Source organism: Ruegeria sp. BB6, assembly GCF_056539385.1.
In genome coordinates, this window is sequence record NZ_JBQFUW010000012.1 from 38,440 (window position 1) to 61,036 (window position 22,597).

A 22,597-nucleotide genomic window follows, 5' to 3' on the forward strand; every position below is an offset into this window, starting at 1 on the left:
CATGGCCAAGACTCCTTTATGGGCGATAATCGGCGCTTACAACGAAGTCGATATCATTGCTGCAACCGTCTCCAACGCCTTCGCTCAGGGGGCTGAACGTGTTTTGCTTGTTGACAATGGTAGCAGCGACCGAACCACGATCGAAGCGCTCAAGGCAGGCGCGGAAATAGCACATACATTTGAAACGGATATGTATGACGAGATGCAGCGCATCCGCATCATGAATGACCTCGTTGAACGCCAGTCTGAAGAGTCAGAGCATGAAGAGATCTGGTGGCTTTGGCTGGATTGTGACGAGTTACCCTGCGGTCCGTCCGGTGAGCGCATCTTTGATTTAGTAAATCGCCTGCCAGACATGCACCGGATAGTCGGGGCGGTCCAAATCAATCATTTCCCACGCGCTTGGCCACAGTACGAACCCGGTTTTCATCCTTGGGATTTCATGCCTGACTGCGAGGCGTTTGACACAACAACTTTTCCTGCGTGGCATTGCAAACAACGACATTGGAAACACCCTTTACATAAGTATGTAAGGGGCAGGTCAGCTATACGTGCGAAGTCCGGTTTCCACATGGGCTTGTGTGACGAGCCTCTGAGTGAGCCCGACGAAACCATCGAGTTGCACCATTTTCCGTATCGCGCACGGTCTTTTACGTACGACCGTTACATGAGGTTATGCGGCGTAACAGATGCACGCAACACCTATAATGATGCCACCAGTCCCGATCAAAAGTCTGCACTTACAAAACGTTTCGAAATGCTCGACAACGTTTATGACGGCCGCTGGGATAAAGTTGATATCAACCCGGCTCCACTTACCATCAGTGCTAAAGTTATAGGCGTGAACCCAAAACCGCAACCATTCGCTGCAACGCGCTGGTATGCTGCAGAAGACGTACGCGATCCTGACTACTTTATTAATTCACATTCGGTGTTCCTGCTTTCCGGGGATGAAAAGGCCGACTACAGCGGTTTAATTCTCGCGTCCGTTATGAGTGAGATTGGCGGATCTGTCGAATTGATTTGTAGCGATCCCGACCAAATTGAGGCTGTGCGCAGGCTGACAGCGACGGATCATCTGCCTGTTTCGGCGCCTGATACTGCCAGGGCTGCTAATTTTGTCTTCGTGGCGGCTCCGGTATCTTGGGCGTTGGCTGAAGTAAAACGTCAGCGCAAGTTGAACTCTCACTGCAGTATTTTGTCTTTGTCTGACGTTGATGTGCCTGACAACTTAGATCGCCTGCTTTTGAGTAAACTGGACTCGGCGTTTCTTCCGGGCGCACGCTATGCGCCATTGCGATGCCCTTGGGCCGAGCGTGACGATGTGATCGTGGTCGATGTCCCGGTTGATGATCCCGGTGTTGCAGATGCGTTGGTGGACCTGTTTCGTCCTGAGTTCGGTGGACTAGAATTCGCCTTCACTTATGGAATAGGTGAGGACACACAACCCGCAATGCGAAAGTTGTATGACGCAGCCAAAACACATAAAATCGGGCTTTGGGACATCGCAGATATCACCCCGATCAAACACGCTGAACTGTTGTCCAAAGCGCGTTTCTTCATCGCAGGATTTGGTGAAACCACTGCCATTTGTCGGGACGCTTTGCGTATTGGGTTGCCGGTAAAGAGGGTCGATGGATTTGGCGTGACGACCCCCTTCACACCTTCGGTGAAAGATAATGGGCTGTCTCTCACGCAACATCTGCTGCGCGAGATACAAAGCGGTGCACCATCTGAGGCGAACACTTTGAATCTCGCTGCGAGATCACAGGCGTGGATGGCTGCGGCAAAAATCGGAGATGTCCTGTTTGCGCTTACATCATCATCGCAGCGCACCCCCCGTAAGGCGCCTGGCGGACATCCAGCGCGTGAGGTGCAGTTGAGCAAAGGTCAGGATACCGCAGCCCTTGAGTTGGCGCTCAGCAGCAGAACGTCCGAGGTACAACATCTTGGCGAGAAAGTCCGCTTGCAGGAGAAAAAAATGCGTTCGCTGCGGCGTCAGCGAACCTATTTTGCACTGCCCTTGATCTTGTTGACCTTCCCTATTTCCGTACCGCTGGTTGCGGCTATCCTTATTCGCAAAAAACGTAAACGCAAGCGTGCAGCTGCGCGGTTGCAGGCCAATGCAAACCAAGGCCATTCGGAGGGCTCGGATCATGGGCCGGGTTCGTTGCATATCGCCGCGTTCTACGATGCAGACCGTCGTTGGATGAACGTCCATGTATCCTGCGACGTCGGTCGTTCTGACACGCCTCCACGCCTTGTGTTCTCTTCTGGCCGGAATCCTGCGGGCCTTGCCATCTCGCCTGACCACAAGTCACGGACCAGCTGGATCTTCGATGGGCTATCCACTAGTGTGATTGATGGCGAGACAGTATATGCGACGCTTTCCGGCGACGACAACGTCAGATCGCCAACAATTCCGATCGAGATCAGAAACCCCAATTTACCACCTAGCATAGAGTTCGCTAAAACGGCTGCGCTGCCATCCATGATGGCTGCCGACCTCGCTTTCGTTATGGCACAGGCAAGGGGCCGCGCGCCGCAGGACGCGGATAGGAAATCGCCCGAAGTGGTTTACTATCCGCGTTTCGAAACAGAACAGGATCTCGCCGACCACTATTTCCGCGCACAATGGTATCTGGGCGGAAACGGCAGTTCCGTGGACCGGATCAGCTTCTGGACTAGCCACGAAGCCCCGTCTGTCCGGCCCGTCGGCTTTTCAAAAAACGACACAATTAAGTCTGAAAACATTGAGTGTATCGACGATGAAACCGCCTATGTGGAGCGGCTTTTCAAAGCTAAGATTGTATTGATCTGGAAATCTGTCGACAGGCACACTCTGGAGTTCATTCGGGAGGCCTTTCCCGGCAGCGAAGTTCTGACCGTTGCGACCGACGACCCTATGTCGCCAGAATTCGAGCGCTATTGTATCGTCCAATGGCTGGCGTTGGCGGAAAAAGACCGTGCACGGGTTTTGACCAAAAACGCACTGAAACTGAAAAAAGCATTGAGTGGTGTTGAGACGGCCGGGAGCGGTAACGCGGTCGTCATAGGTACGGGGACGTCCACCGAACAAGCCTTTGAGTATGATTTTTCAGATTGTCTGACGGTTGTATGCGGCACATTAATTTCCAACCCGAAACTGATGAAGCATATACAGCCGGACTTCATTTGTGCAGGTGATGTCGTCAGCCATTTCGGAGTATCTGAGTATGCTGAAAGGTTCAGGCGGGATCTTGAGCTATACCTGTCACAGTCTGGTGCGTTTTTCCTGACGACTGCGCGGATTGGATATGTGCTGACGGCGCATTACCCCCATTTGAGCGAAAAGATAATTCTTTGTGACCAACTTACAGACGATCCGGTGATTGACTTGAACGGGTACTTTGCCCTTCCAAGGTTGGGCAGCACGCTGAATACGCTCATGTTGCCTCTGGCGTCGACCTTTGCCGACAGAATTTATCTGCTTGGCTTTGACGGCAGAAATCCAAACGCGGATGAGAATGATAACTTTTGGGCGCATTCGGAGCTCGCCCATTATCGTGATCTGATCTACAGCAGTCACGCATACCACCCGACGTTTAACTCGCTCCGCCAGGCGGCAACATACACTCGATTCGTCAAAAGCACCGAACAGTCTTTTGTCGCTGGGGAGATGTGGGGGAAGAGATATTATTCGTTGACAGCGTCTCACATCCCGGCGTTGAAAGCACGCCCGGCTCCTGAACGGGTTCTCACCAAGTCTGAGGATGCCAAAACCAGATTTGCAGGCCCAAAAAACGAACCGGCATTCGGGAGCCGACTGCGGGTGTGTATCGTCATGCAGTGCCCGCATGCCTTGTTCTCTGGCGGGCGGTACCATGCGTGCATGCTCGCAGAAGCTCTGGCGTCGAGCGGGTATGATGTGGTGGTTTGGATGAACAATTATCCTGCGTGGTTGTACAACTTCAACCTACACTCACACCATGAACATATTCAGTTCGTAGTGAACGGTTTCCATGTTCGTCCTGAGGGCAATTTTGATGCCGTGTTCATCGTTCCGGATCTGTCAAACGACGCGACGCTCTACAAGCAGTCACTTGCAATGGCAAAATCGACAGGTGCTGTGACGGTGTTGGTAAACTTCGAGTCACCCAATTGGTTCAACGAGGGGAACAAGACCCCTAGACCAGAGGAAAGGTGGAAACACTGGCAGGCGACATCGGCGTTTTCGGATGTCGTTGTGTCATCGGCGAACACGAGTGCCGACTATGCTCGCCAATATTATCAACCTGCTGAGGACTGCGTCTTTGCTGTGGCGCCGCCTTCCATAAATACGCCTGCCGCGGATCTGGTGCGTGCGATGCAACTGAAACCGGAACAGCAGATTATTTGTATCAGCCGGTTTGGGGCGCAGTCAGAGCACAAGAATATAGAAAGCCTGACCGCCCTTTTGTCCGAAGCAACCCGCGGATACACCTTTGCACTCATTGTCGGAACGGCAAGTTTGCCGGAAGCCCAGGAACTAGAGACGCTGCGTGACGCGTTTGCCGAACACGATGTGACGCTAAAGCTGTTGCACGGTATTTCCGATATTGAGAAGTTTGAGCAAATCGCGCGTTCGAAGTGTATGGTGTTCCCCTCGCTGTTTGAGGGCTTCGGATATCCGCCGATTGAATGCCTCTATATGGGACGGCCTTGTATTGCTTACGACCTGCCTGTCTTGCGTGAATTCAGTGGCGGGCTAACGACTTTTGTGCCAAAAGGCGACACCGATGCGATGCGCATGGCTTTGGCCGCCGTGCTCAACGGCGAACCGCCCGATGAAGACGTGCTTCACGACGGCGTTGCTTCTGTTGCGCATACAGAGCATTTTGCAGCCCGGCTGGAGGCATTTTTGAACCCTATCTATGCGCGCGCGGCTCGTGCGAGTGCTGCTTATTCTGACCACGCATTTGATAGACGTAGTCAAGAAGCGGCAGATAAAGCTACTGAGTCGCGGAAGTCGAGCGACGAAGTTTAATACTGCGAGTGAGATAAGACATGCGAAATGCAGTTTGTGTTTGTACCGCTTCGTGGGGCACCCTATCGGATATCACCGGGAATTCTGTACGGGACAAGAAGTTCTAGAATTCGATTGTACTTTGCGAAATGAATTGTGGCGCCTATTTTGTGAGAGACAGATTGCTGCAAAAGCATTCTTCTCCGAAAGAGCCAGCCAATCGATGCTTAGGGAAGTGTATCCATGAGTGACGTCAGTGAACTGAAAGAACTGCCTAATCAGGCAGCAGTGAGCAGACTAAGTTTCAGTCCATCATCGGGCCTCATCGTGGCGAACGGTTGGGCATTGGGCCAGTTGGTTGCTATCCACATATCCAGTAAAGCGGGTGAAGCTCTAGGACAGGCAGAGTATGGACAAAGCCGACAGGATGTTTCGAAACAGTTCCCAGACTATGAAAACGACGCACCAGGATGGTCATTCCGGGGGCTTCACAAGTGCGATTTGGGCGATCTTGAGCCTGTTGTGGTCAAGTTTCAGTTTGAGAATCAGATCATTTCACTCGAGCGACAAGTCGAAATCACTGATGAACTTCGCCTCGACAAATATTCTTTGGCTGGTCAGGCTGAGTTATTGTATTTGCAGAAAAAACTGTCGAAATACATTGATATTGATGCGCAAGATTTGGACGAGGTCTGGCCGAGTGTCGCAACCCGTCAAGATGCCGACCAAGCCATTTTGGACGCTGTCTTGTCGGGCGATATCCTGACTATGAAAAACTGCACGCTTAGGATTGCGGATCGGTCTTCGGCGCGGACCCTCTTGCATGAGATTTTCGTTCGCGAAGAATACTATTTCTCAGCGGAGGATCCTGAGCCGTACATTATTGATGGGGGCGCTCACAGTGGTTTCAGCATTGCCTACTTCAAATCTCTCTATCCCGATGCCCGTATTGTTGCCTTTGAACCTGATGCATCCAATCGTAACCTCACTGCTGAAAACGTGTCCACAAATGCGTGGTCAAACGTGGCTCTGGAACCTTATGCTCTTGGTGGCAGCGACGGTGTTGCAGAGTTTTTTGTCTCCAGCGTAGACAGCATGGCGGGCACCCTGACCCACCGGCTGCACGAAAAGAAACAGCTTGGAGAGATTGTGACAGTTAATGTGCGAAGTCTGAGGCCATGGATTGACCGTCAGGTCGACCTGTTGAAACTCGACATTGAGGGGGCGGAGTATGATGTATTCAATGATATCGAGGAGAAGTTGCATTTGATCAAGATGATCGTTTGCGAAGTTCATATTGACGCCACCAATCAGGATAAATTCGCAAAGCTGCTTTCGCAACTTGCAGACCACGGTTTCATTTGCGAGCTTGCTCGCGCTTGGTTCTTTGCATTGCCAGAAAATCTGGGCCATCCGTTAGACACAGCGGGCCGACCATATTCCCTGACGCTTTGGGCGCGACGCCCCGCAAGGTAGCAAGTTGAGCTTTTGCTCCTGTGGTCGGCATGGTGAAAAGTGTGTTGCACCGCTAGTGCGGATCAAATTCGCGCAGGTATGCCAGCGCTTCCAAATCATCTTCATTTCCATTTGGCCAACGTCACTACTAACTTAGCTAACATTGAAATCTTGAACAGCGTCTCAGCGTCATTCCGGCGGTCCCGGCCTCAGCATAAGCTGAATTTCAGGCGTTTGAACTTTCTGGGTGCGATTTTTGGAAGCCGCTAAGAGGCGCATTGCTTCACGCGCCCAGGAATGTTCATCGGTGGCTTTAGTTCAGACCAATGGGCAACTGAACATTTTCGATGGACCTGTAGATTGTCCGAAATGTAGACAAGCGGTCAGGTAGGGCTGCGAAGATTTCGGGTTCAAACTTTTGCAAAGTTGGTGGTTGCTGGGCCAGGTCGCTGATGCGCAGTGCGCCAACCCCACAAGCGGCAAGGCGTGCGGCGCCGAATGCCGGGCCGCTGTCTGCGCCTTGGGGTCTCAGGATCGGTGTGCCTGTCGCTGAGGCGATCAGCCTAAGCAACAGGTCCGACCGGCTGCCGCCGCCGATCGCCGAGAGTTGGCCCAATGTGTTGCCAAAGCTTTCGATTGCGTCGGCAAAACTAAAGGCGATGGCCTCAACAACCGAATAGCAAATCTCAGCCCGTCCTGTGGCGTCTTCAAGGCCAAGAAAGCAGGCGCGGATGTGGGGGTTTCCATGCGGGCTGCGCTCGCCCGTTAGGTAGGGCAGGAAAATGGGCGCTCGCGTGCGGTTTGCGGTTTCAGCAAGCGCCACAACTTCGGCTGCGGAAAGACCCAGCTGACCACCTATCCACGCGATTGGCCTAGCGCCGTTCAGCATCGCAGCCATTTGATACCAGCGATCCGGCACTGTGTGAGCAAATGCGTGAACGTATCTTTCGGGATTAGGGCGATAGCGTTGGTCTGCAACAAAAAGCTGACCCGATGTGCCAAGCGATATGAAGCCGCGACCCGCTTCGGTGGCACCCAGAGAGACCGCGCCCGTTGCTGCATCGCCCCCGCCTGCAACGACGGGGACGCCCCGCGGAAGCCCGGTTTCCTGCGCGCCCTGTGGTGTGATCTGCCCAACAACGCAATGCCCATGTTTGACCGGAGGCAACCAATCCGGCTGGGTGCAGGTGGCCTCGGCGATCCGGGCGCTCCATTCCCGCCGGGACTGATCCAGCCAAAGCGTCCCGGCTGCATCTGACACATCTGTCACGATCTCACCGTGGAGGCGCAGGCCGACATAGTCCTTTGGCAACAGTATATGCGCGATCCGCCCGTAACTTTCAGGTTCGGATTGTTCAAGCCACATGACCTTGGGCGCCGTGAAGCCCGGAAGGGGAAGAACACCGGCGATTTGCCCGATCTGCGGAACGGCCGCGCGCAGTTGTTCGCATTGTGGGGCGGCTCGGTTGTCATTCCAAAGTATCGCGGGTCTGACCGGGTGCAGTTCCGCGTCCAAAAGCACGGCCCCGTGCATTTGACCCGACAGCCCCACGGCCTGCGCATCGGCCAGACTGATCTGACGGCTCAACTGTTTGAGCGCCGTGCGTGCCGCGCGCCACCAGATATCGGGCACTTGCTCTGACCATCCGGGCTGAGGAGAAGATGTTTGGATGTCAATGGAAGCCGAAGCCAGAATGTCCGTCGCACTCGTGCAGACGACCTTGACCGCCGAGGTTCCGATATCAATCCCGATGAACATGTTGAATCTGTAGTTCGGCTTGGATTGGGCGGCAATAGACGTGGTATTGATTTTTTGGCGCGCGCAAAGAATATGTAAAGTTGCGACAAGATCGCAATGGATCAATACGTGCAGGCCGACAGATGACCAAGATAAAGAACATGGAGGAGTTTGCCGCAGTAAGTGGGATCTCACGACCGACGGTTTCAAAGTACTTTCACGACCCCGACAGTGTGCGTGCCAGCACGCGCGCAAAGATAGAAGAAGCCCTTGAGCGGTTTGACTATCGCCCGAATATCTATGCCATCAATCAGAACCGAAAACTGACAAAGAACGTCGGTATCGTGGTGCCCTATCTGGCCGACCCGTTCTTTGCCGAAATCGCCCGCTACCTCGAGCAAAGCTGCATTGCGGCAGGGTATCGGCCAACCTTGTTCAGTTCTCACGGCGAACAAAAGCTTGAGAACGAGATACTCGATAGCCTGCGCTCTCTGAAACCTGCGGGTGTGCTGCTTGCACCGCTGGGGCGGGCGTCCGACAAGTCGGCGATCGAAAAATTCTGCACCGACGTCCCGACGGTTCTTTTCGACAGTAACCTGGAGGGGCTGGGTGCGGCCTTCATCGGCTCGGACAACTTCAGCTTTGTTTCCCAGACCGTGGAATACATGACCCGCACGGGCGAACCTCCGTCTTTCTTTGAAATGCGCACCCCGGCCAACCCGAACGCGAACAAGCGGCGCAAGGCGTATAACGAGGTGATGAAGCGTCTGGGGTTTGAGCCTCATGTCATCAAGGTCGAAGGCAAAGGCTGGGCCTTCGAGGATATCGGCCGTCGCGGAGCGCTCAAGGTTCTGGAGGAGGGCGAGCTGAGAACAGATTCGGTCCTGTGCAGCAATGACCGGCTTGCCATCGGCTTTCTGGCAGCCTGTTACGAGCAGGGGATTCGGGTCGGTCGCAGAGAGGATTGCGCTTTGCGGGTGGCCTCTAATGATGATCATCCCTTTGCAAAATTCACGTGCCCCTCGTTGACTACAGCGGCTCATGACTATGACAACGTTGCCGCGCGCAGTGTCGAGACGTTGTTTGAACTCATTGAAAGTGGTGGGAAATTTGATGCGCGGACAGAGACCCTGTTTCCGGCCAGATTGGTGTTGAGGGAATCCGCGTGACGCTCAAAAATTAACGCGCGTAAAGTTTTTATTGACGCCGCGATAATTTACAAACTACCCTCTCTGCACGACATCCAAGCTCAGGGAGGACAGGGATGTATCTGAAGAACGCACTTCGTGCGGCGACTGCACTGACATTCGTCGCAACGGCAGCAGCCCACGCGCAATCCATCACAATCGCGACAGTGAACAACGGCGACATGATCCGGATGCAGGGCTATACGGACAAGTTCACCGAAGCGACGGGCATCGACGTAGAGTGGGTGACGCTGGAAGAAAACGTTCTGCGCCAGCGTGTCACCACGGACATAACGACCAAGGGCGGCCAGTTCGACATCATGACCATCGGGATGTACGAAACCCCGATCTGGGGCTCGAATGGTTGGCTGGTGCCGCTGGATGGTCTGTCCGAGGAATACGACGTCGGCGACCTTCTACCAGCTATGGCCGGTGGTCTGAGCCATGAAGGTACGCTCTATGCGGCGCCATTCTACGGCGAAAGCTCGATGATCATGTATCGCATGGACCTGATGGAGAAAGCGGGCATGGAGATGCCCGAAGCCCCGACCTGGCAGTTCATCCGCGAGGCGGCGGCCGCCATGACGGACCGCGACAACGACATCAACGGAATCTGTTTGCGCGGCAAGGCTGGTTGGGGTGAGGGCGGTGCCTTTATCACCGTAACCGGCAATTCGTTTGGCGCGCGCTGGTTTGACGAGGACTGGAAACCTCAGTTCGACCAGCCCGAGTGGAAAGAGGCGCTGACCTTCTTTGTCGACATGATGGGTGAATCCGGTCCGGCAGGCTATGCCACCAACGGCTTCAACGAAAACCTGTCACTGTTCCAGCAAGGCAAATGCGGAATGTGGATTGATGCAACTGTCGCCGCGTCCTTCGTAACAAATCCCACCGATTCAACCGTGGCTGACAAAGTCGGCTTTGCGCTGGCTCCGAACGCGGAAGGCGTCGACAAGCGCGCGAACTGGTTGTGGGCATGGGCTTTGGCAATTCCGGCAGGCACACAGCAAGAGGACGCGGCCAAGCAGTTCATCGAGTGGGCAACCTCGAAGGAATACATCGAACTGGTTGCCGAGAATGAAGGGTGGGCCAATGTGCCTCCGGGCGCGCGGACCTCGTTGTACGAAAACCCGGAATACAAGGATATCCCTTTCGCACAGATGACGCTCAAGTCGATCCTGGCGGCTGACCCGCAGAACTGCTGCGCCCAGCCGACGCCCTATACCGGTATCCAATTCGTTGCGATCCCGGAATTTGCGGGCATCGCCACGCAGGTGAGTCAGGAGTTTTCGGCAGTTTATGCCGGACAGCAATCAGTGGACGAAGCGCTTGAAAAAGCTCAGGCATTCACTGCTGAAGAAATGGAAGCCGCAGGGTACTGAGGTCTTCTCCCCGGCGGGTGGGCACATGTTGCCCCCCGCTCTCACTTTTACAACTCGCGTTTTTCTCGCAGGCTTGTGCTACGCCTGAACAGAGAGGGTTTGCGCCATGGCAACTCAACATTCCCGATCCGTCGCTCGCCTGATGATGGCACCTGCCGTGGTTTTGCTGCTTGGCTGGATGCTCGTTCCGCTGACGATGACACTGTATTTTTCCTTCAAGAAATACCTTCCTCTTCGTGGCGGTGATCTGGGCTGGGTCGGGTTGGACAACTACATCCGCTTCGTTTCTTCCAGTTCGTTCTGGCCGGCCGTGCAGGCGACACTTGTGATCGTTGGCGGTGTCTTGGTGATAACGGTCATTCTGGGTGTTCTTCTGGCGATGTTGCTGGACCAGCCAATGTGGGGCCAAGGCGTTGTCCGCATCCTTGTAATCGCTCCGTTTTTTGTCATGCCGACTGTGTCCGCGTTGGTATGGAAAAACATGTTCATGGATCCGGTGAATGGGTTGCTGGCACATCTGTGGCGCTTTTTCGGGGCCGAGCCGATTTCCTGGCTGTCCCAAGCGTCGATGACTTCGATCATCATGATCGTCTCGTGGCAGTGGCTACCCTTCGCGACCCTGATCCTGCTGACTGCGATCCAGTCGTTGGACAGTGAACAACTGGAGGCCGCTGAAATGGATGGAGCGCCGCCACTAAAGCGGTTTTATCATATCATCCTGCCGCATCTCGGCCGCGCGATAACCATCGTGATCCTGATCCAGACCATCTTTCTGTTGTCGATCTTTGCGGAAATCTTCGTGACCACTGGCGGTGCTTTCGGCACCCGTACCCTGACCTACCTGATTTTCCAGCGTGTGCTGGAAAGCCAGAATGTCGGCCTCGGATCAGCCGGAGGGGTCTATGCCATCATCCTTGCCAATATTGTTGCGTTCTTCCTGATGCGCATCGTCGGCAAAAATCTGGACGCGTGAGGAGGTAACAGTCATGGCCCGCGCCGTCACACCCCGCCGCAAATCGCTGAACACCGCCCTTGCCTGGGCTGTCGGTCTGCTGATCTTTTTCCCGATCCTCTGGACGATCCTGACCAGCTTCAAGACAGAGGCACAGGCCATCGCCAGCCCACCGCTGTTCCTGAATTTTGACTGGACGCTCGAGAACTATGCCGTTGTGCAGGAACGCTCGGACTATATGCGGTTCCTGTGGAATTCAGTCATCCTCGCAGGGGGCTCGACCCTGTTGGGGGTTATCATCGCGGTGCCTGCGGCATGGGCGATGGCCTTTGTGCCCTCAAAGCGCACCAAAGATATTCTGCTGTGGATGCTGTCCACCAAGATGCTGCCAGCCGTCGGTGTGCTGTACCCGATTTATCTGCTGTTTATCCGGCTGGGTTTGCTGGATACGCGCGGGGGGTTGGTGGTCGTGCTGATGCTGATCAACCTGCCGATCATCGTCTGGATGCTCTACACCTATTTCCGCGAAATTCCCGGAGAAATTCTGGAAGCCGCGCGAATGGACGGCGCTTCGCTGAAAGAGGAAATCCTCTACGTTCTGACTCCGATGGCCATTCCCGGCATTGCGTCGACCGTGCTTTTGAACTTCATCCTTGCCTGGAACGAGGCGTTCTGGACGCTGAACCTAACCGCTGTCGATGCGGCCCCGCTCACGGCGTTTATCGCCAGCTATTCCAGCCCCGAGGGTTTGTTCTTTGCCAAACTCAGCGCGGCTTCGACGATGGCGATTGCACCAATCCTGATCCTTGGCTGGTTCAGCCAGAAACAACTTGTCCGCGGCCTGACCTTCGGCGCTGTGAAATAAGGAAGACGATTTATGGGACGCATACAACTCAAGTCCGTGACCAAGAGCTTCGGCGACGTGCAGGTTATCCCACCGCTGGATCTGACCATCGAGGATGGCGAGTTCACCGTCTTCGTCGGCCCATCGGGGTGCGGAAAGTCCACCCTTTTGCGCCTGATTGCGGGTCTGGAGGATATAACGTCGGGGTCCATCGATATCGATGGGGCAGATGCCACGGATGTGCCGCCCGCCAAACGCGGATTGGCGATGGTTTTCCAGTCCTACGCGCTTTATCCGCACATGTCCGTTCGCAAAAACATTGCCTTCCCATTGCGCATGGCCAAGCTGGATCAGGCTGAAATTGACCGCCGCGTAGAGGGGGCTGCACAGGTTTTGAACCTGACCGACTACCTCGACCGCCGTCCCGGACAATTGTCGGGCGGTCAGCGCCAGCGCGTGGCAATCGGGCGTGCCATCGTTCGCGAACCCGCAGCTTTTCTCTTTGACGAGCCTCTCTCCAACCTCGACGCCGCGTTGCGGGTCGGCATGAGGCTTGAAATCAGTGAACTTCATGAGCGGCTTGAAACCACTATGATCTACGTCACCCACGATCAGGTAGAAGCGATGACGATGGCCGACAAGATCGTTGTCCTTCAAGCCGGGATTATCGAACAGGTTGGCAGCCCGCTCGAGCTGTACCGAACACCGCGAAACCTGTTTGTGGCCGGGTTCATCGGCTCGCCCAAGATGAACTTCATTTCTGGCGAAGAAGCCGCGAAACATGACGCGCACACGATCGGAATTCGCCCCGAACATATCGCTGTGTCTGACAGCAGCGGAGAGTGGTCGGGCGTTGTCAGCGTATCCGAGCATCTCGGCTCGGACACGTTCTTCCATGTGCATGAGACGGGATTGGCCGAAACAATCACTGTCCGTGCCGATGGCGAGGTCGGATTCCGCCACGGAGATCGCATCCACCTGACTCCGCGCGCGGATGTCATTCATCGTTTTGATGCGCAGGGGCTAAGGATTGAATGAGACGGCTGGAAGGGAAAACTGCACTCATTACAGGTGCCGCGCGGGGGATCGGTCTGGCATTCGCCAAGGCGTATGTAACGGAAGGCGCGCGCGTTTCCATTGCCGATATCGATATAGGCCGGGCACGGCTTGCAGCGGATGAAATTGGCTCTGCTGCGGTCGCAGTCGAGATGGACGTTTGCGATCAAAACAGCATCGACGCTGCCGTTGCCGAAACCGCTGCGCAGTTCGGACCCATCGACATCCTGATCAACAACGCCGCGATCTTTACCGCAGCACCGATCACCGAAATCGACCGCGTCGATTATCAGCGTGTCTTCGACATCAATGTTGCCGGAACGCTTTTCACGTTACAGGCCGTGGCGCGGCACATGATTCAGAACAAGGTGAAGGGCCGCATCATAAACATGGCGTCTCAGGCCGGGCGGCGCGGTGAGCCACTGGTCGCGGTCTACTGCGCCAGTAAAGCGGCCGTTATCTCTCTGACCCAATCAGCGGGTCTGAACCTGATCTCGCAGGGGATCAACGTGAATGCCATCGCACCTGGTGTTGTCGATGGCGAGCATTGGGACGGTGTAGACGCGTTTTTTGCCAAATACGAAGGAAAGGAGCCGGGTCAAAAAAAGCGGGAAGTTGCGGCTGCAGTGCCATTCGGACGCATGGGGTCGGCCGAGGATCTGACAGGCATGGCGGTTTTTCTGGCCTCGGACGACGCCGAATACATCGTGGCCCAGACATACAATGTCGATGGCGGAAACTGGATGAGCTGATGAACCCTCTGACCACTCCACCGGTACGGCTCGGGCGCGGCGCACTCGCTGATCTGCGCCCCGACATAGGTCGGCCACGTTACCAAAGGGACGACCTGACGCCCGGCATTGTTCACATTGGGTTGGGCAATTTTCATCGTGCACATCAGGCGTGGTACATTCATCAGTTGATGCAGACAGGAGCCGCGCTGGACTGGGCCATTATCGGGGCCGGGGTTCGCGCCTATGACGCGGACATGCGCCGCAAGCTGATGGATCAGGACTGTCTCACAACGCTGATCGAATTGGACCCTTCAGGCGTGTCCGCCGAGGTGATCGGGCCGATGGTGGATTATCTGCCGATCGAGGAGGGAAACGCCCCGTTGATCCAGGAAATGGCGGACCCTGCCATACGTATCGTCTCGCTTACAGTGACCGAAGGCGGGTACTACCTTGACGCCAATACGGGCGATTTTGACACGTCGCACGATGACATCCGCCATGACGCGCAGCACCCGGACAGCCCCGTCACCGTATTCGGAGCAATCGTCGCGGCGTTGAAACAGCGCATGATCGCCGGGGCGCGGCCGTTCACAGCCCTGAGCTGTGACAACCTTCAAGGCAACGGCAGGATTCTTCGAGGGTGCGTCGTCGATCTCGCTCGCTTGTCCGACCCCGCTCTGGCCGACTGGATCGACGAGAACGGGGCATTTCCGAACTCGATGGTTGACTGCATCGTTCCTGCAACGACCGAACAGGTTATTTCCCAATGCCGCGCCTTGGGTCTGGATGACCGCGCGCCTGTGACACACGAGAACTTTCGCCAATGGGTGATCGAGGACAATTTTTGCGCTGGCCGTCCTCAGCTGGAGGACGTTGGCGTTACAATGACAGCCGACGTTCACTCCTACGAAGCGATGAAACTGCGCATTCTGAACGGCGGCCATCAGATCCTTGCCAATGTGGGGGAGGTTCTACATGTCCCGACCATAGCTGAATGTATGCAGGACAAGGACATTTCCGCCTTTTTCAGAAAGGTTCAGGTCGATGACATTGTCGAACATGTAAAACCTGTCCCCGGCCTGAGCCCATTGGGATATCTGGACCTGATCGAGAGGCGTTTCGCGAACCAGGCCATCCACGACACAACGCGCCGCGTGGCCTTTGACGGCTCGTCCCGTCACCCTGGATTTTTGCTGCCAACGTTGCGCGATGCGATAGAGGCGGGCTCATCGTTGGGTGGGCTTGCCCTGGCCGAGGCGTTCTGGTGCCGGATGTGTTCAGGAACGCGCGAAGATGGGACGGAAATCGAGGCGAACGACCCGATTTGGGGGCAGTTGCAATCGCGTGCCCTTGCTGCAAAGGAAAATCCGCGCGTTTGGATCGAAAATCGCAAGCTCTACGGCGATGCGGTGACGGTGGCCCAATTCTCGGATGCGTTCTCAAATTGGCTCACCCGTATCTGGAGTGACGGCAGCCGCCGCGCAATCAGGGCTTATTTGGGCGACGCGGAATAGCCATCTGCGGTCAGGTTCAGCGGCGGCCGTCCCTGCGCTGCCAGCAAAACCCCTTGTGGCAATAGAAGGGGAGCGGTTGCTCGCGGGGATCAGAACGGACAGGCAAACGCCAACCGGACTGAATTCGCGGACTATGAAAATTGCGGGGATTTTGGTGGAGCCTAGGGCCACCATACCCTCATTGAAAACGCTGCGTTTTCCGCCAGCTGGGACATCTCGCCCCCACATAAAACCCCACATATTACTGAATTCTCCTGACTTCAACTGCTGTCAATTGGGCTAACCCACGGGTCAATCAGAAGACAGTGACAAGAACGCAAAGTTAAGCTATTATGTCAGTATTATTGACGTATAAATGACGAGATTGACGGTTCTATGCCGCATGACGAGCAACAAGCTAAACGCGGCCCGGATGGCAAGTTCCTGCCCGGGCACAAACCGCCAAAGTCAACCGGCCGACCGCGGGGCGCAAATGGCATTAAAGCACGCGCAGCACGGCTTGCGGGCGAACGGCTTGAAGAGATGCTCGGGCGCGCCACTGATGTAATTTCCGACGAGCTTGATAACGGCAATCCAACCGTAGCCCAATGGCTCGTTGATCGGGTTCGGCCTCCTACACGCTCTGACTTCGTTCAATTGGCTGACAGGAACAAATTGAGCTCAATTGAAGATATCCTCGTCGCTTCAGAGCGGACCACAACTGCAGCATCGCGGGGCGAAATCAGCTTGCAACAGGCAAGGCTTCTTCAGGATGTTCTGGGTCGTCACGCCCAGCTCAAAGGGCTTGAAGAACTGTCCGCACTCCGTGCGGAGGTCGAGGAAATGCGACGTACGGATAGAACGACCGCCGCAATTGATAAGTCACTACTACCAAAATGGGGCCGCCTGAGCGAGGAACAAAAATGAAGAGAGGGTCATGGACAGACAACGGAGGAATGGCTGGAACTCGCCTGCCCATTTCTGATAGCACCGCCATCAAGGCTGCACTAAAAGCCGCAATCGAAGCGGCTGATAGGTTAGAGATATCAATTCGGCATTCTGAAAAGATAGGTGCTCTACCTCCAAACCTAATGTCTGGTCAGCGTGAACTCTACGAGGCAAGACGACTACTGGCTTCGGGTATCGCGCACCTAGGAGAAAAGCGTTATTAGCAACACTTGTACGAACTGAAGCAAGAAGACGCATCTCCCGCTTCAGTAAAATTTTCCGCGAAGGAGACGTTCAAGCAAGTTGCAGCGAATGTCTGCTTCGAGCCCATTCCGGAAGTGGTCCCGTGCTGACGCTCGCAAGTGTGGCAATTCGAAACTCAAAATTGTTAGCAGCGCCGCAGATAGAAGAGCAGACTTTGAATCCACTCACAGGGAAACCAACTGCAGAGATGTCCGAGGTGCAAACTGTGCAGGCCTCTGACCTATCCGTATGAACGAACCAGAACGTCACACGGGCACGGACTCTGGCCCGGGATTCGGCGGCATCGAGTTGTGTCGAAGCGGATTTCGACCACTAGCCAGTCGCCACTCAGGTGTAAATCCTGGCTCAAAGGCCGTCCAGCTCGAGCCTTTGAGAGAGTGTATGCGCATCTGATTTGGGCATGGGAAGAATCAATCGGTCTCCCTCAACGCCTTCAACGATGTTGACCGAGCGAAGCAGGCTTCCATCTACCTTGATGTCAAGCGAACCACCCACAGATGCCTTGGTGAATGCCGAAAGGGCAGCGGCAATGTCAGGGACTAGGCGTAACTCGACAAGAGGCTGGCCATTTGGATCCTCGCGTATTTCGCCACCGACAATCTCCCGCGCCGTTACTACGATCGGTCCAAGTTGAAGGGGTGCCGTTGTGCCATCGATCACGCATATCGGGTAGTTGCCGGGGACCCGGCCTCCGCCCAGATCGAGGCATCGGTCAAGATAGGCGGCTTTCTGGATCACTGAACCAGCCCAGAACGCGGCGCAAACAGCAACAAGTGCAGTGCCTACTACTAAAATTCGCTTTGAAGGCATCGGGATCCTCTGTCTGTTTAGCCGCTTCAGGCGACGGTGAAGGCCGTGTCTTGCGGCTTGACTAGCAACGCAAAATCCTATGCCATGACGGAGTTTCAAATGCAAAACCACAGAAAGGTAAGCTTGGAATGGGGTTTGTGCAATCGATCAAAGTCTGCCTTTCGAAATACGTCGTCTTTTCAGGGCGGGCAACACGTTCGGAATACTGGTGGTTCGTGCTTTTCGTCATCTTGTGCAACATCGTTTTTTCGGTCCTAGACAGGGCGATGTTCGGCGCAAACCCCGAAACCGGCGAAGGCACGAGTGTCCTTAACCCCTTATTTCAAGTCGCGGTTTTCTTACCGATGCTTGCTGCTGGGTGGCGCCGACTGCACGACACCGGACGCCCGGGATGGTACCTTCTTCTACCAATGGCGTTGGGGTTTGCGACCATGGTTGCGATTCTGAGCGGTGTTGCGGTCTTCTCCGTACTGGAGGGCGGCGTAGACGATCCGGAAGTTCTGCGCGGCCCAGCAGCGTTCCTCGGAGTAACCGGGATGATCGTAGTCTGGGTGCTGCAATTGGTCTTGACGGTCATGATGATCTGGTGGCTGACCCGGCCGTCCGAGGAAGGGGCCAACCCCTACGGGCCACCGGCAGCGTGACTAACTTGCCAGATTAGCTGTTGAGATTTGAGGGGAGCCAGAATGAAACGAAAAATGCCTTTAGGCTTTGCGATGGCCTGCGCCATCGCTACGCCAGTCCTTGCAGAGTGGAATTTCGTTGCCGGACCGACAGCAAATGCTTTCATCCAATCCAACGACTCCACGCTGGAGCTCCAATGCGACCGAATTCGCTTTGCGCCCGCGGGCTACGAAGACAGCGAGGACATAGTGGCCAAGCGGGGACTGTCGATCCGTTTCATGCAGGACGGAACGACCGAAGCTGGTGCTTTCCAGGTCGGGCAGGACAACGCCAGCATTCAAATCGTTGACAACTACCCGGTCGAGATCGCGTTCAATGATGCGCAGGATTACGGTTTCGTCCTGGATCAGTTGGCGGCAAATGCCTCGGTCAACCTTTCCATGGTCGAACAGGACATCACCTATGGAATCTTCGACCTCGCGGGGTCCAGTGCAGCCATCAAGTCACTCAGGTCTGCCTGCGGCGGAGCGGCACAGGAGATAGCAAGCACCGAGGCCCCGGAGGGCGTGGTTTATTGTGGCGGCGGTGACGTCAAACGTCAGATCGAATACGTGATCCTCGACACTCCGGATGGCGAATGGGATGCCCTGCTGACCGTTAATGGTAAGGTGACACGGGCCATGACGGCCTACAGTTTCTTTGGCAATGCGGCAGCTCCGAAGGGGTTCGTCGTCGCACTCCTTGGCGAGGATAGATCGGAAACGCTAGTGTTCAGCGATGGTGGCAAAGATTGGCTGGAATATGGGGATTACCAGTATGATAAGTGCAATTGATGCTCTGGCGTGAAACAGAACCGCAGATTGGAACGGCCAAGCCCCTGAGGTTTCTTGGGTTTTGGGCCGCGTCCTGGCTTGCTTTTGTTACGTCGGCGTCATCCGCCGATGTTTCCGATCTTCCCAAACAGCTGCAGAAAAAAGTCGAGACGGCCCGGCAGGCTTGCGCCGAGTTCAACAATGGCACCTTTTACCTCGAATGGGAGGCCGTCGACCGGGTCGATCTGGATGGCGACCTGTACCTCGACTGGGTGCTGAACGAGCGCGGTTTCTCCTGTTCAACGGCGGCCTCTCTGTACTGCGGTACGGGGGGGTGCATGTCGCATTTCCTCGTGGAGGACGTCCTTCATTCCCTGTTTAACCAGGGGTGGGGCCTGGCGGATCTCGGGCCGAACAAGGTTCTTCTAGCGGATGTACACGGCTCGCAATGCGGCGGTATCAGTCCGACGCCATGCGTGACGGCCAGCACATGGGACAGCGACGCGAAGGAATGGCGCACGACAGGCGCGGAATGGGAGTGACCCGCATGGGAAGGCCGATCGACCGCCCAGAAGCGTCTTGCACCGTCCGGCGCTATGGCCAACGGAGTAAATGCACGTGAGAAAGCTGACGCTCATCTCCCTTGTCTTGCTGGGCCTGGGCCTTGCGTTTTGGACAGGATACGCGGTTCAGGGATCGCATGTCGATGAGGACGGCATCCTGCAGGAGCCTTTCCATTTGCTGGCCCTCGGTTGGTTTTTTGTCCTGATCGGTGGCGTTGCGCTGATGGCCGCACTTGTTGCCCGAATCATCAAGAACTGGGGCCGGGCCAAATGAAGACCCAGCTCATGCAAAGCGTTTACTCCGCGGTTCGTTTCGTGCCGCTTACGTCCATAGCGACGCGCGCAAGCTCCCTGACCGCTTGCTGCTTGTTGCTCTGCCTCGGTATGCTCGCTGGGTGCACTGGCTCTGCGCCGAATGTAGCAATCAGCGAACCGGATCCAGAACTGGTTTTCGTGCGAGGCCACCGTTCCGCTTATGACGACTGCAAACTAACCGGCGAGTCAGCCTTCACGGTCGAGTTCTTGGATGATGCCGCAGACCTCGTCACTTGCCCGACGGGGAGCTCTGCGGCGGCAACATTGGTTTCCGAAACATCGGCCTCGATTGTTACCCAGACCAATAGTTACACCCTCTACTCCGTGTCGCGCCGTTGACACTGCGGCATCGTTTTCAGACTCTTCGTGTGATGCTGGAACGAAGGGTGAGCGTGTTTCAATGAACCAGACAAGATCATTGTGCCTGTTGTTAGCCGCTTTCATATGGTCCTCAAGCAAGTTGTGGGCTGAGGCCGTCCATTTCTCTGGTCTTTATGTCCCTGAGGGCCTTTCATGCTCGGACGGCGCGCGCATTTCTGAAGAGTACGGTGATTTGAGGGCCGGTTACGTGATTTACGACGATGAAGGTCGGAAGTCAGACGATAGCTCCTGTGAATACGATCAAGTGCAAGCATTGCGTGGGACTGCAGTACAAATAGTCGACTTGAAGTGCACCTTTGACGGCAAATCATACACCTATCGACAACTCTTGAGCCCGCTGGACTCAAACAGAGTTTTGGTTATCAATCAGGTGGCCGAGGACTCGTCGTCGTTTCAGGTGCTGACTTATTGCGGCTGGGTGCCGCAAAAATGAGCCAACAAGTGCAAATAAGGCTGCAATCGTCTCCTGGGCACTACCTAGCGTTCAAAAGGAGGCTTTTGTGAGCCGTCGCAGGCCGATCACAAAACTCCCTGCTCCGTTCTTGCAGCGTATTGTCTTGAGAGATGATGTGATCGAAGGCAAGTCGGGCTACCCCTATGACCTTCCCTGGCTGGACCGTGAGGGCTTCGAGTTGCGCTTCACAACCCCAGTGACCATTCTGGTCGGTGAGAACGGTACCGGGAAATCAACATTGGTAGAGGCCATAGCGGCACTCAGTGGCTACGACGAGGCCGGTGGCGGCAAGGGCTATCGTCCCGTCGATCACGCCCGCGCGATAGACCAGAGCGGTGCTGGGTTGGCCGACGTGTTTCGCGCGAGTTGGCTGCCCAAAGTTACAAGTGGCTGGTTCATAAAGGCGGAAACCTTCTTCTCAGTGGCCCGATACCTTGATATCGCTGCGGAAGACAGTGGCAATGCGCCCCCGGACTTCTTGTCATGGAGTCATGGCGAGGGCTTAGTGAGATTTTTCAAAGAACGCATGTCGCAACAGGGTATCTATTTCATGGATGAACCTGAAAGTGCTCTGTCGCCGAAGCGTCAGTTGGAGCTTCTCGCAATTCTTGATCGTATTCAGCGAACGGCAATCTCGCAGGTCATCGTGGCCACCCATTCACCGATCCTCATGGCCCTACCGAACGCTAGCTTGCTTGAAATCACGCGACACGGGATTACCAAAACGACATTGGAAGCAACCCAGCACTTCAAGCTTTACCGCGCCTTCACCCGATCTCCGATCGATTTCGTCACCGACGCCCTTCAGGAGATGGAGGCGTCTCGGGAAGACAAATCCGGCAACGGTACGCACTGGCCATTCGATTGATGAACAGAACTCCTTTCCATTGGGCACGGTGTCGCCGTTCAACAAGCCTTAAATGGACAGCTGCTGTGAGGTTGAGTTGAACTTCGGTGCGTCACGAATGAGCTCGCACCCCACGGGCGATCTCGCCAGTATGCGCATTCCGAACGCGTGCACCTGTATGGCGAGGGCAACCTCAGCGGTAGGTAGAGTTCAACTCGGATCCTGCCTATTGTTCATGCCAGCGATATCGCTCGGCCACATGAATCAGAGGAAAAGTATGGCTCGTTGGACATATTTGGCATTGCTCTTGATCGGAGCCATCGGCGACCCCGCAACATCTCAACCTGTTCTGGCGGACGCCAAAGCCCTTCGTCCTTATAGCGAAACAGCTGTTGCGATCACCGGACCGGTGATCCTGTCGAAAAAGCGCATGGTCTTTGAGACTGGTGGGTTTCTCGATCTGAATGTGGTCGACGATGCAGCTTCGGGTAGATGGGGAGCATCTGGCAATGTACCCGTCGCACAAGTCTTCAGGGTCTCAGGAGACGCCGGACAACTTCGGCAACAAAACACGCTTTGTGGGGACCAGCCAGTAACCTTTATGGCAGCTTGGGATGAAGAAAGCTCAGGGTATGCGTACCTGGGCATTGCCATGTTCACCGGAGCGGAAATACCGACTGGGGTCGCCGAAGAGGGCATTTGTGGCACCTTTTTCTTTTCGACGGATGTGGAAAAATAACCTTTTGGTAGGCGA

18 protein-coding genes are annotated in these 22,597 nt (G+C 55.4%); 16 read left to right on the plus strand and 2 right to left on the minus strand.

Annotation, left to right across the window (positions count from 1 at the left end):
• The first annotated feature begins 1 nt into the window (after position 1).
• The gene (locus tag ACR0B7_RS20450) at positions 2-5,005 is read left to right on the plus strand and encodes a glycosyltransferase (protein ID WP_480682333.1); all 5,004 of its coding nucleotides are present in this window, start codon (positions 2-4) and stop codon (positions 5,003-5,005) included.
• 222 nt (positions 5,006-5,227) lie between these two features.
• Positions 5,228-6,460, plus strand: a complete 1,233-nt coding sequence (locus tag ACR0B7_RS20455; protein WP_170577030.1) for an FkbM family methyltransferase — start codon at positions 5,228-5,230, stop codon at positions 6,458-6,460.
• Positions 6,461-6,752: 292 nt separating this feature from the next.
• Here ACR0B7_RS20455 and xylB read toward each other — a convergent pair whose 3' ends face one another.
• Positions 6,753-8,198 (minus strand): xylulokinase, encoded by a 1,446-nt coding sequence (xylB, locus tag ACR0B7_RS20460; RefSeq protein WP_170486034.1) that lies wholly within the window; start codon positions 8,196-8,198, stop codon positions 6,753-6,755.
• A 122-nt stretch (positions 8,199-8,320) separates the two neighbouring features.
• Here xylB and ACR0B7_RS20465 point away from each other — a divergent pair, with 122 nt between their 5' ends.
• From ACR0B7_RS20465 to ACR0B7_RS20500, 8 genes are all read left to right on the plus strand, one after another.
• Entirely contained in the window at positions 8,321-9,346 is a 1,026-nt protein-coding gene (locus tag ACR0B7_RS20465) for a LacI family DNA-binding transcriptional regulator (protein WP_170418475.1), read from the plus strand.
• Positions 9,347-9,441: 95 nt separating this feature from the next.
• Positions 9,442-10,746, plus strand: a complete 1,305-nt coding sequence (locus tag ACR0B7_RS20470; protein ID WP_170486033.1) for an ABC transporter substrate-binding protein — start codon at positions 9,442-9,444, stop codon at positions 10,744-10,746.
• Between the two features lie 106 nt (positions 10,747-10,852).
• Entirely contained in the window at positions 10,853-11,719 is an 867-nt protein-coding gene (locus ACR0B7_RS20475) for a carbohydrate ABC transporter permease (RefSeq protein ID WP_170388045.1), read from the plus strand.
• A 13-nt stretch (positions 11,720-11,732) separates the two neighbouring features.
• A complete protein-coding gene (locus ACR0B7_RS20480) occupies positions 11,733-12,563 on the plus strand; it encodes a carbohydrate ABC transporter permease (protein ID WP_170388048.1) in 831 nt (276 codons plus the stop codon).
• Positions 12,564-12,575: 12 nt separating this feature from the next.
• Positions 12,576-13,580 carry an ABC transporter ATP-binding protein gene (locus ACR0B7_RS20485; RefSeq protein ID WP_170418472.1) on the plus strand — a complete coding sequence of 335 codons (1,005 nt, stop codon included), beginning with the start codon at positions 12,576-12,578 and terminating at the stop codon, positions 13,578-13,580.
• Entirely contained in the window at positions 13,577-14,350 is a 774-nt protein-coding gene (locus ACR0B7_RS20490) for an L-iditol 2-dehydrogenase (protein ID WP_170486032.1), read from the plus strand. Before ACR0B7_RS20485 ends, ACR0B7_RS20490 begins: the two co-directional genes overlap by 4 nt.
• Positions 14,350-15,846, plus strand: a complete 1,497-nt coding sequence (locus ACR0B7_RS20495; protein ID WP_170486031.1) for a mannitol dehydrogenase family protein — start codon at positions 14,350-14,352, stop codon at positions 15,844-15,846. Before ACR0B7_RS20490 ends, ACR0B7_RS20495 begins: the two co-directional genes overlap by 1 nt.
• 375 nt (positions 15,847-16,221) lie before the next feature.
• Complete coding sequence (locus tag ACR0B7_RS20500; RefSeq protein WP_170402035.1) at positions 16,222-16,752, plus strand: hypothetical protein; 531 nt, start codon at positions 16,222-16,224, stop codon at positions 16,750-16,752.
• A 630-nt stretch (positions 16,753-17,382) separates the two neighbouring features.
• Here the strand turns inward: ACR0B7_RS20500 and ACR0B7_RS20505 are convergent.
• On the minus strand, positions 17,383-17,775 hold the full coding sequence (locus ACR0B7_RS20505; protein ID WP_170385925.1) for a hypothetical protein: 393 nt from the start codon (positions 17,773-17,775) through the stop codon (positions 17,383-17,385).
• Between the two features lie 200 nt (positions 17,776-17,975).
• Between ACR0B7_RS20505 and ACR0B7_RS20510 the strand changes: the two genes are divergently transcribed.
• The 6 genes from ACR0B7_RS20510 (at position 17,976) to ACR0B7_RS20535 (ending at position 22,582) form a co-directional block, all read left to right on the plus strand.
• Positions 17,976-18,491 carry a DUF805 domain-containing protein gene (locus tag ACR0B7_RS20510; RefSeq protein WP_170386721.1) on the plus strand — a complete coding sequence of 172 codons (516 nt, stop codon included), beginning with the start codon at positions 17,976-17,978 and terminating at the stop codon, positions 18,489-18,491.
• Positions 18,492-18,533: 42 nt separating this feature from the next.
• Positions 18,534-19,304 (plus strand): hypothetical protein, encoded by a 771-nt coding sequence (locus ACR0B7_RS20515; RefSeq protein ID WP_170386722.1) that lies wholly within the window; start codon positions 18,534-18,536, stop codon positions 19,302-19,304.
• A complete protein-coding gene (locus tag ACR0B7_RS20520; protein ID WP_170560367.1) occupies positions 19,304-19,825 on the plus strand; it encodes a hypothetical protein in 522 nt (173 codons plus the stop codon). The genes ACR0B7_RS20515 and ACR0B7_RS20520 overlap by 1 nt, the downstream gene beginning before the upstream one ends.
• Before the next feature lie 76 nt (positions 19,826-19,901).
• The gene (locus tag ACR0B7_RS20525) at positions 19,902-20,120 is read left to right on the plus strand and encodes a DUF3955 domain-containing protein (RefSeq protein ID WP_217358912.1); all 219 of its coding nucleotides are present in this window, start codon (positions 19,902-19,904) and stop codon (positions 20,118-20,120) included.
• Between the two features lie 922 nt (positions 20,121-21,042).
• On the plus strand, positions 21,043-21,864 hold the full coding sequence (locus tag ACR0B7_RS20530; protein WP_170577029.1) for an AAA family ATPase: 822 nt from the start codon (positions 21,043-21,045) through the stop codon (positions 21,862-21,864).
• Between the two features lie 256 nt (positions 21,865-22,120).
• Positions 22,121-22,582: a hypothetical protein gene (locus ACR0B7_RS20535; protein ID WP_170560363.1), complete on the plus strand. Its 462-nt coding sequence runs from the start codon at positions 22,121-22,123 to the stop codon at positions 22,580-22,582.
• Positions 22,583-22,597 lie beyond the last annotated feature (15 nt).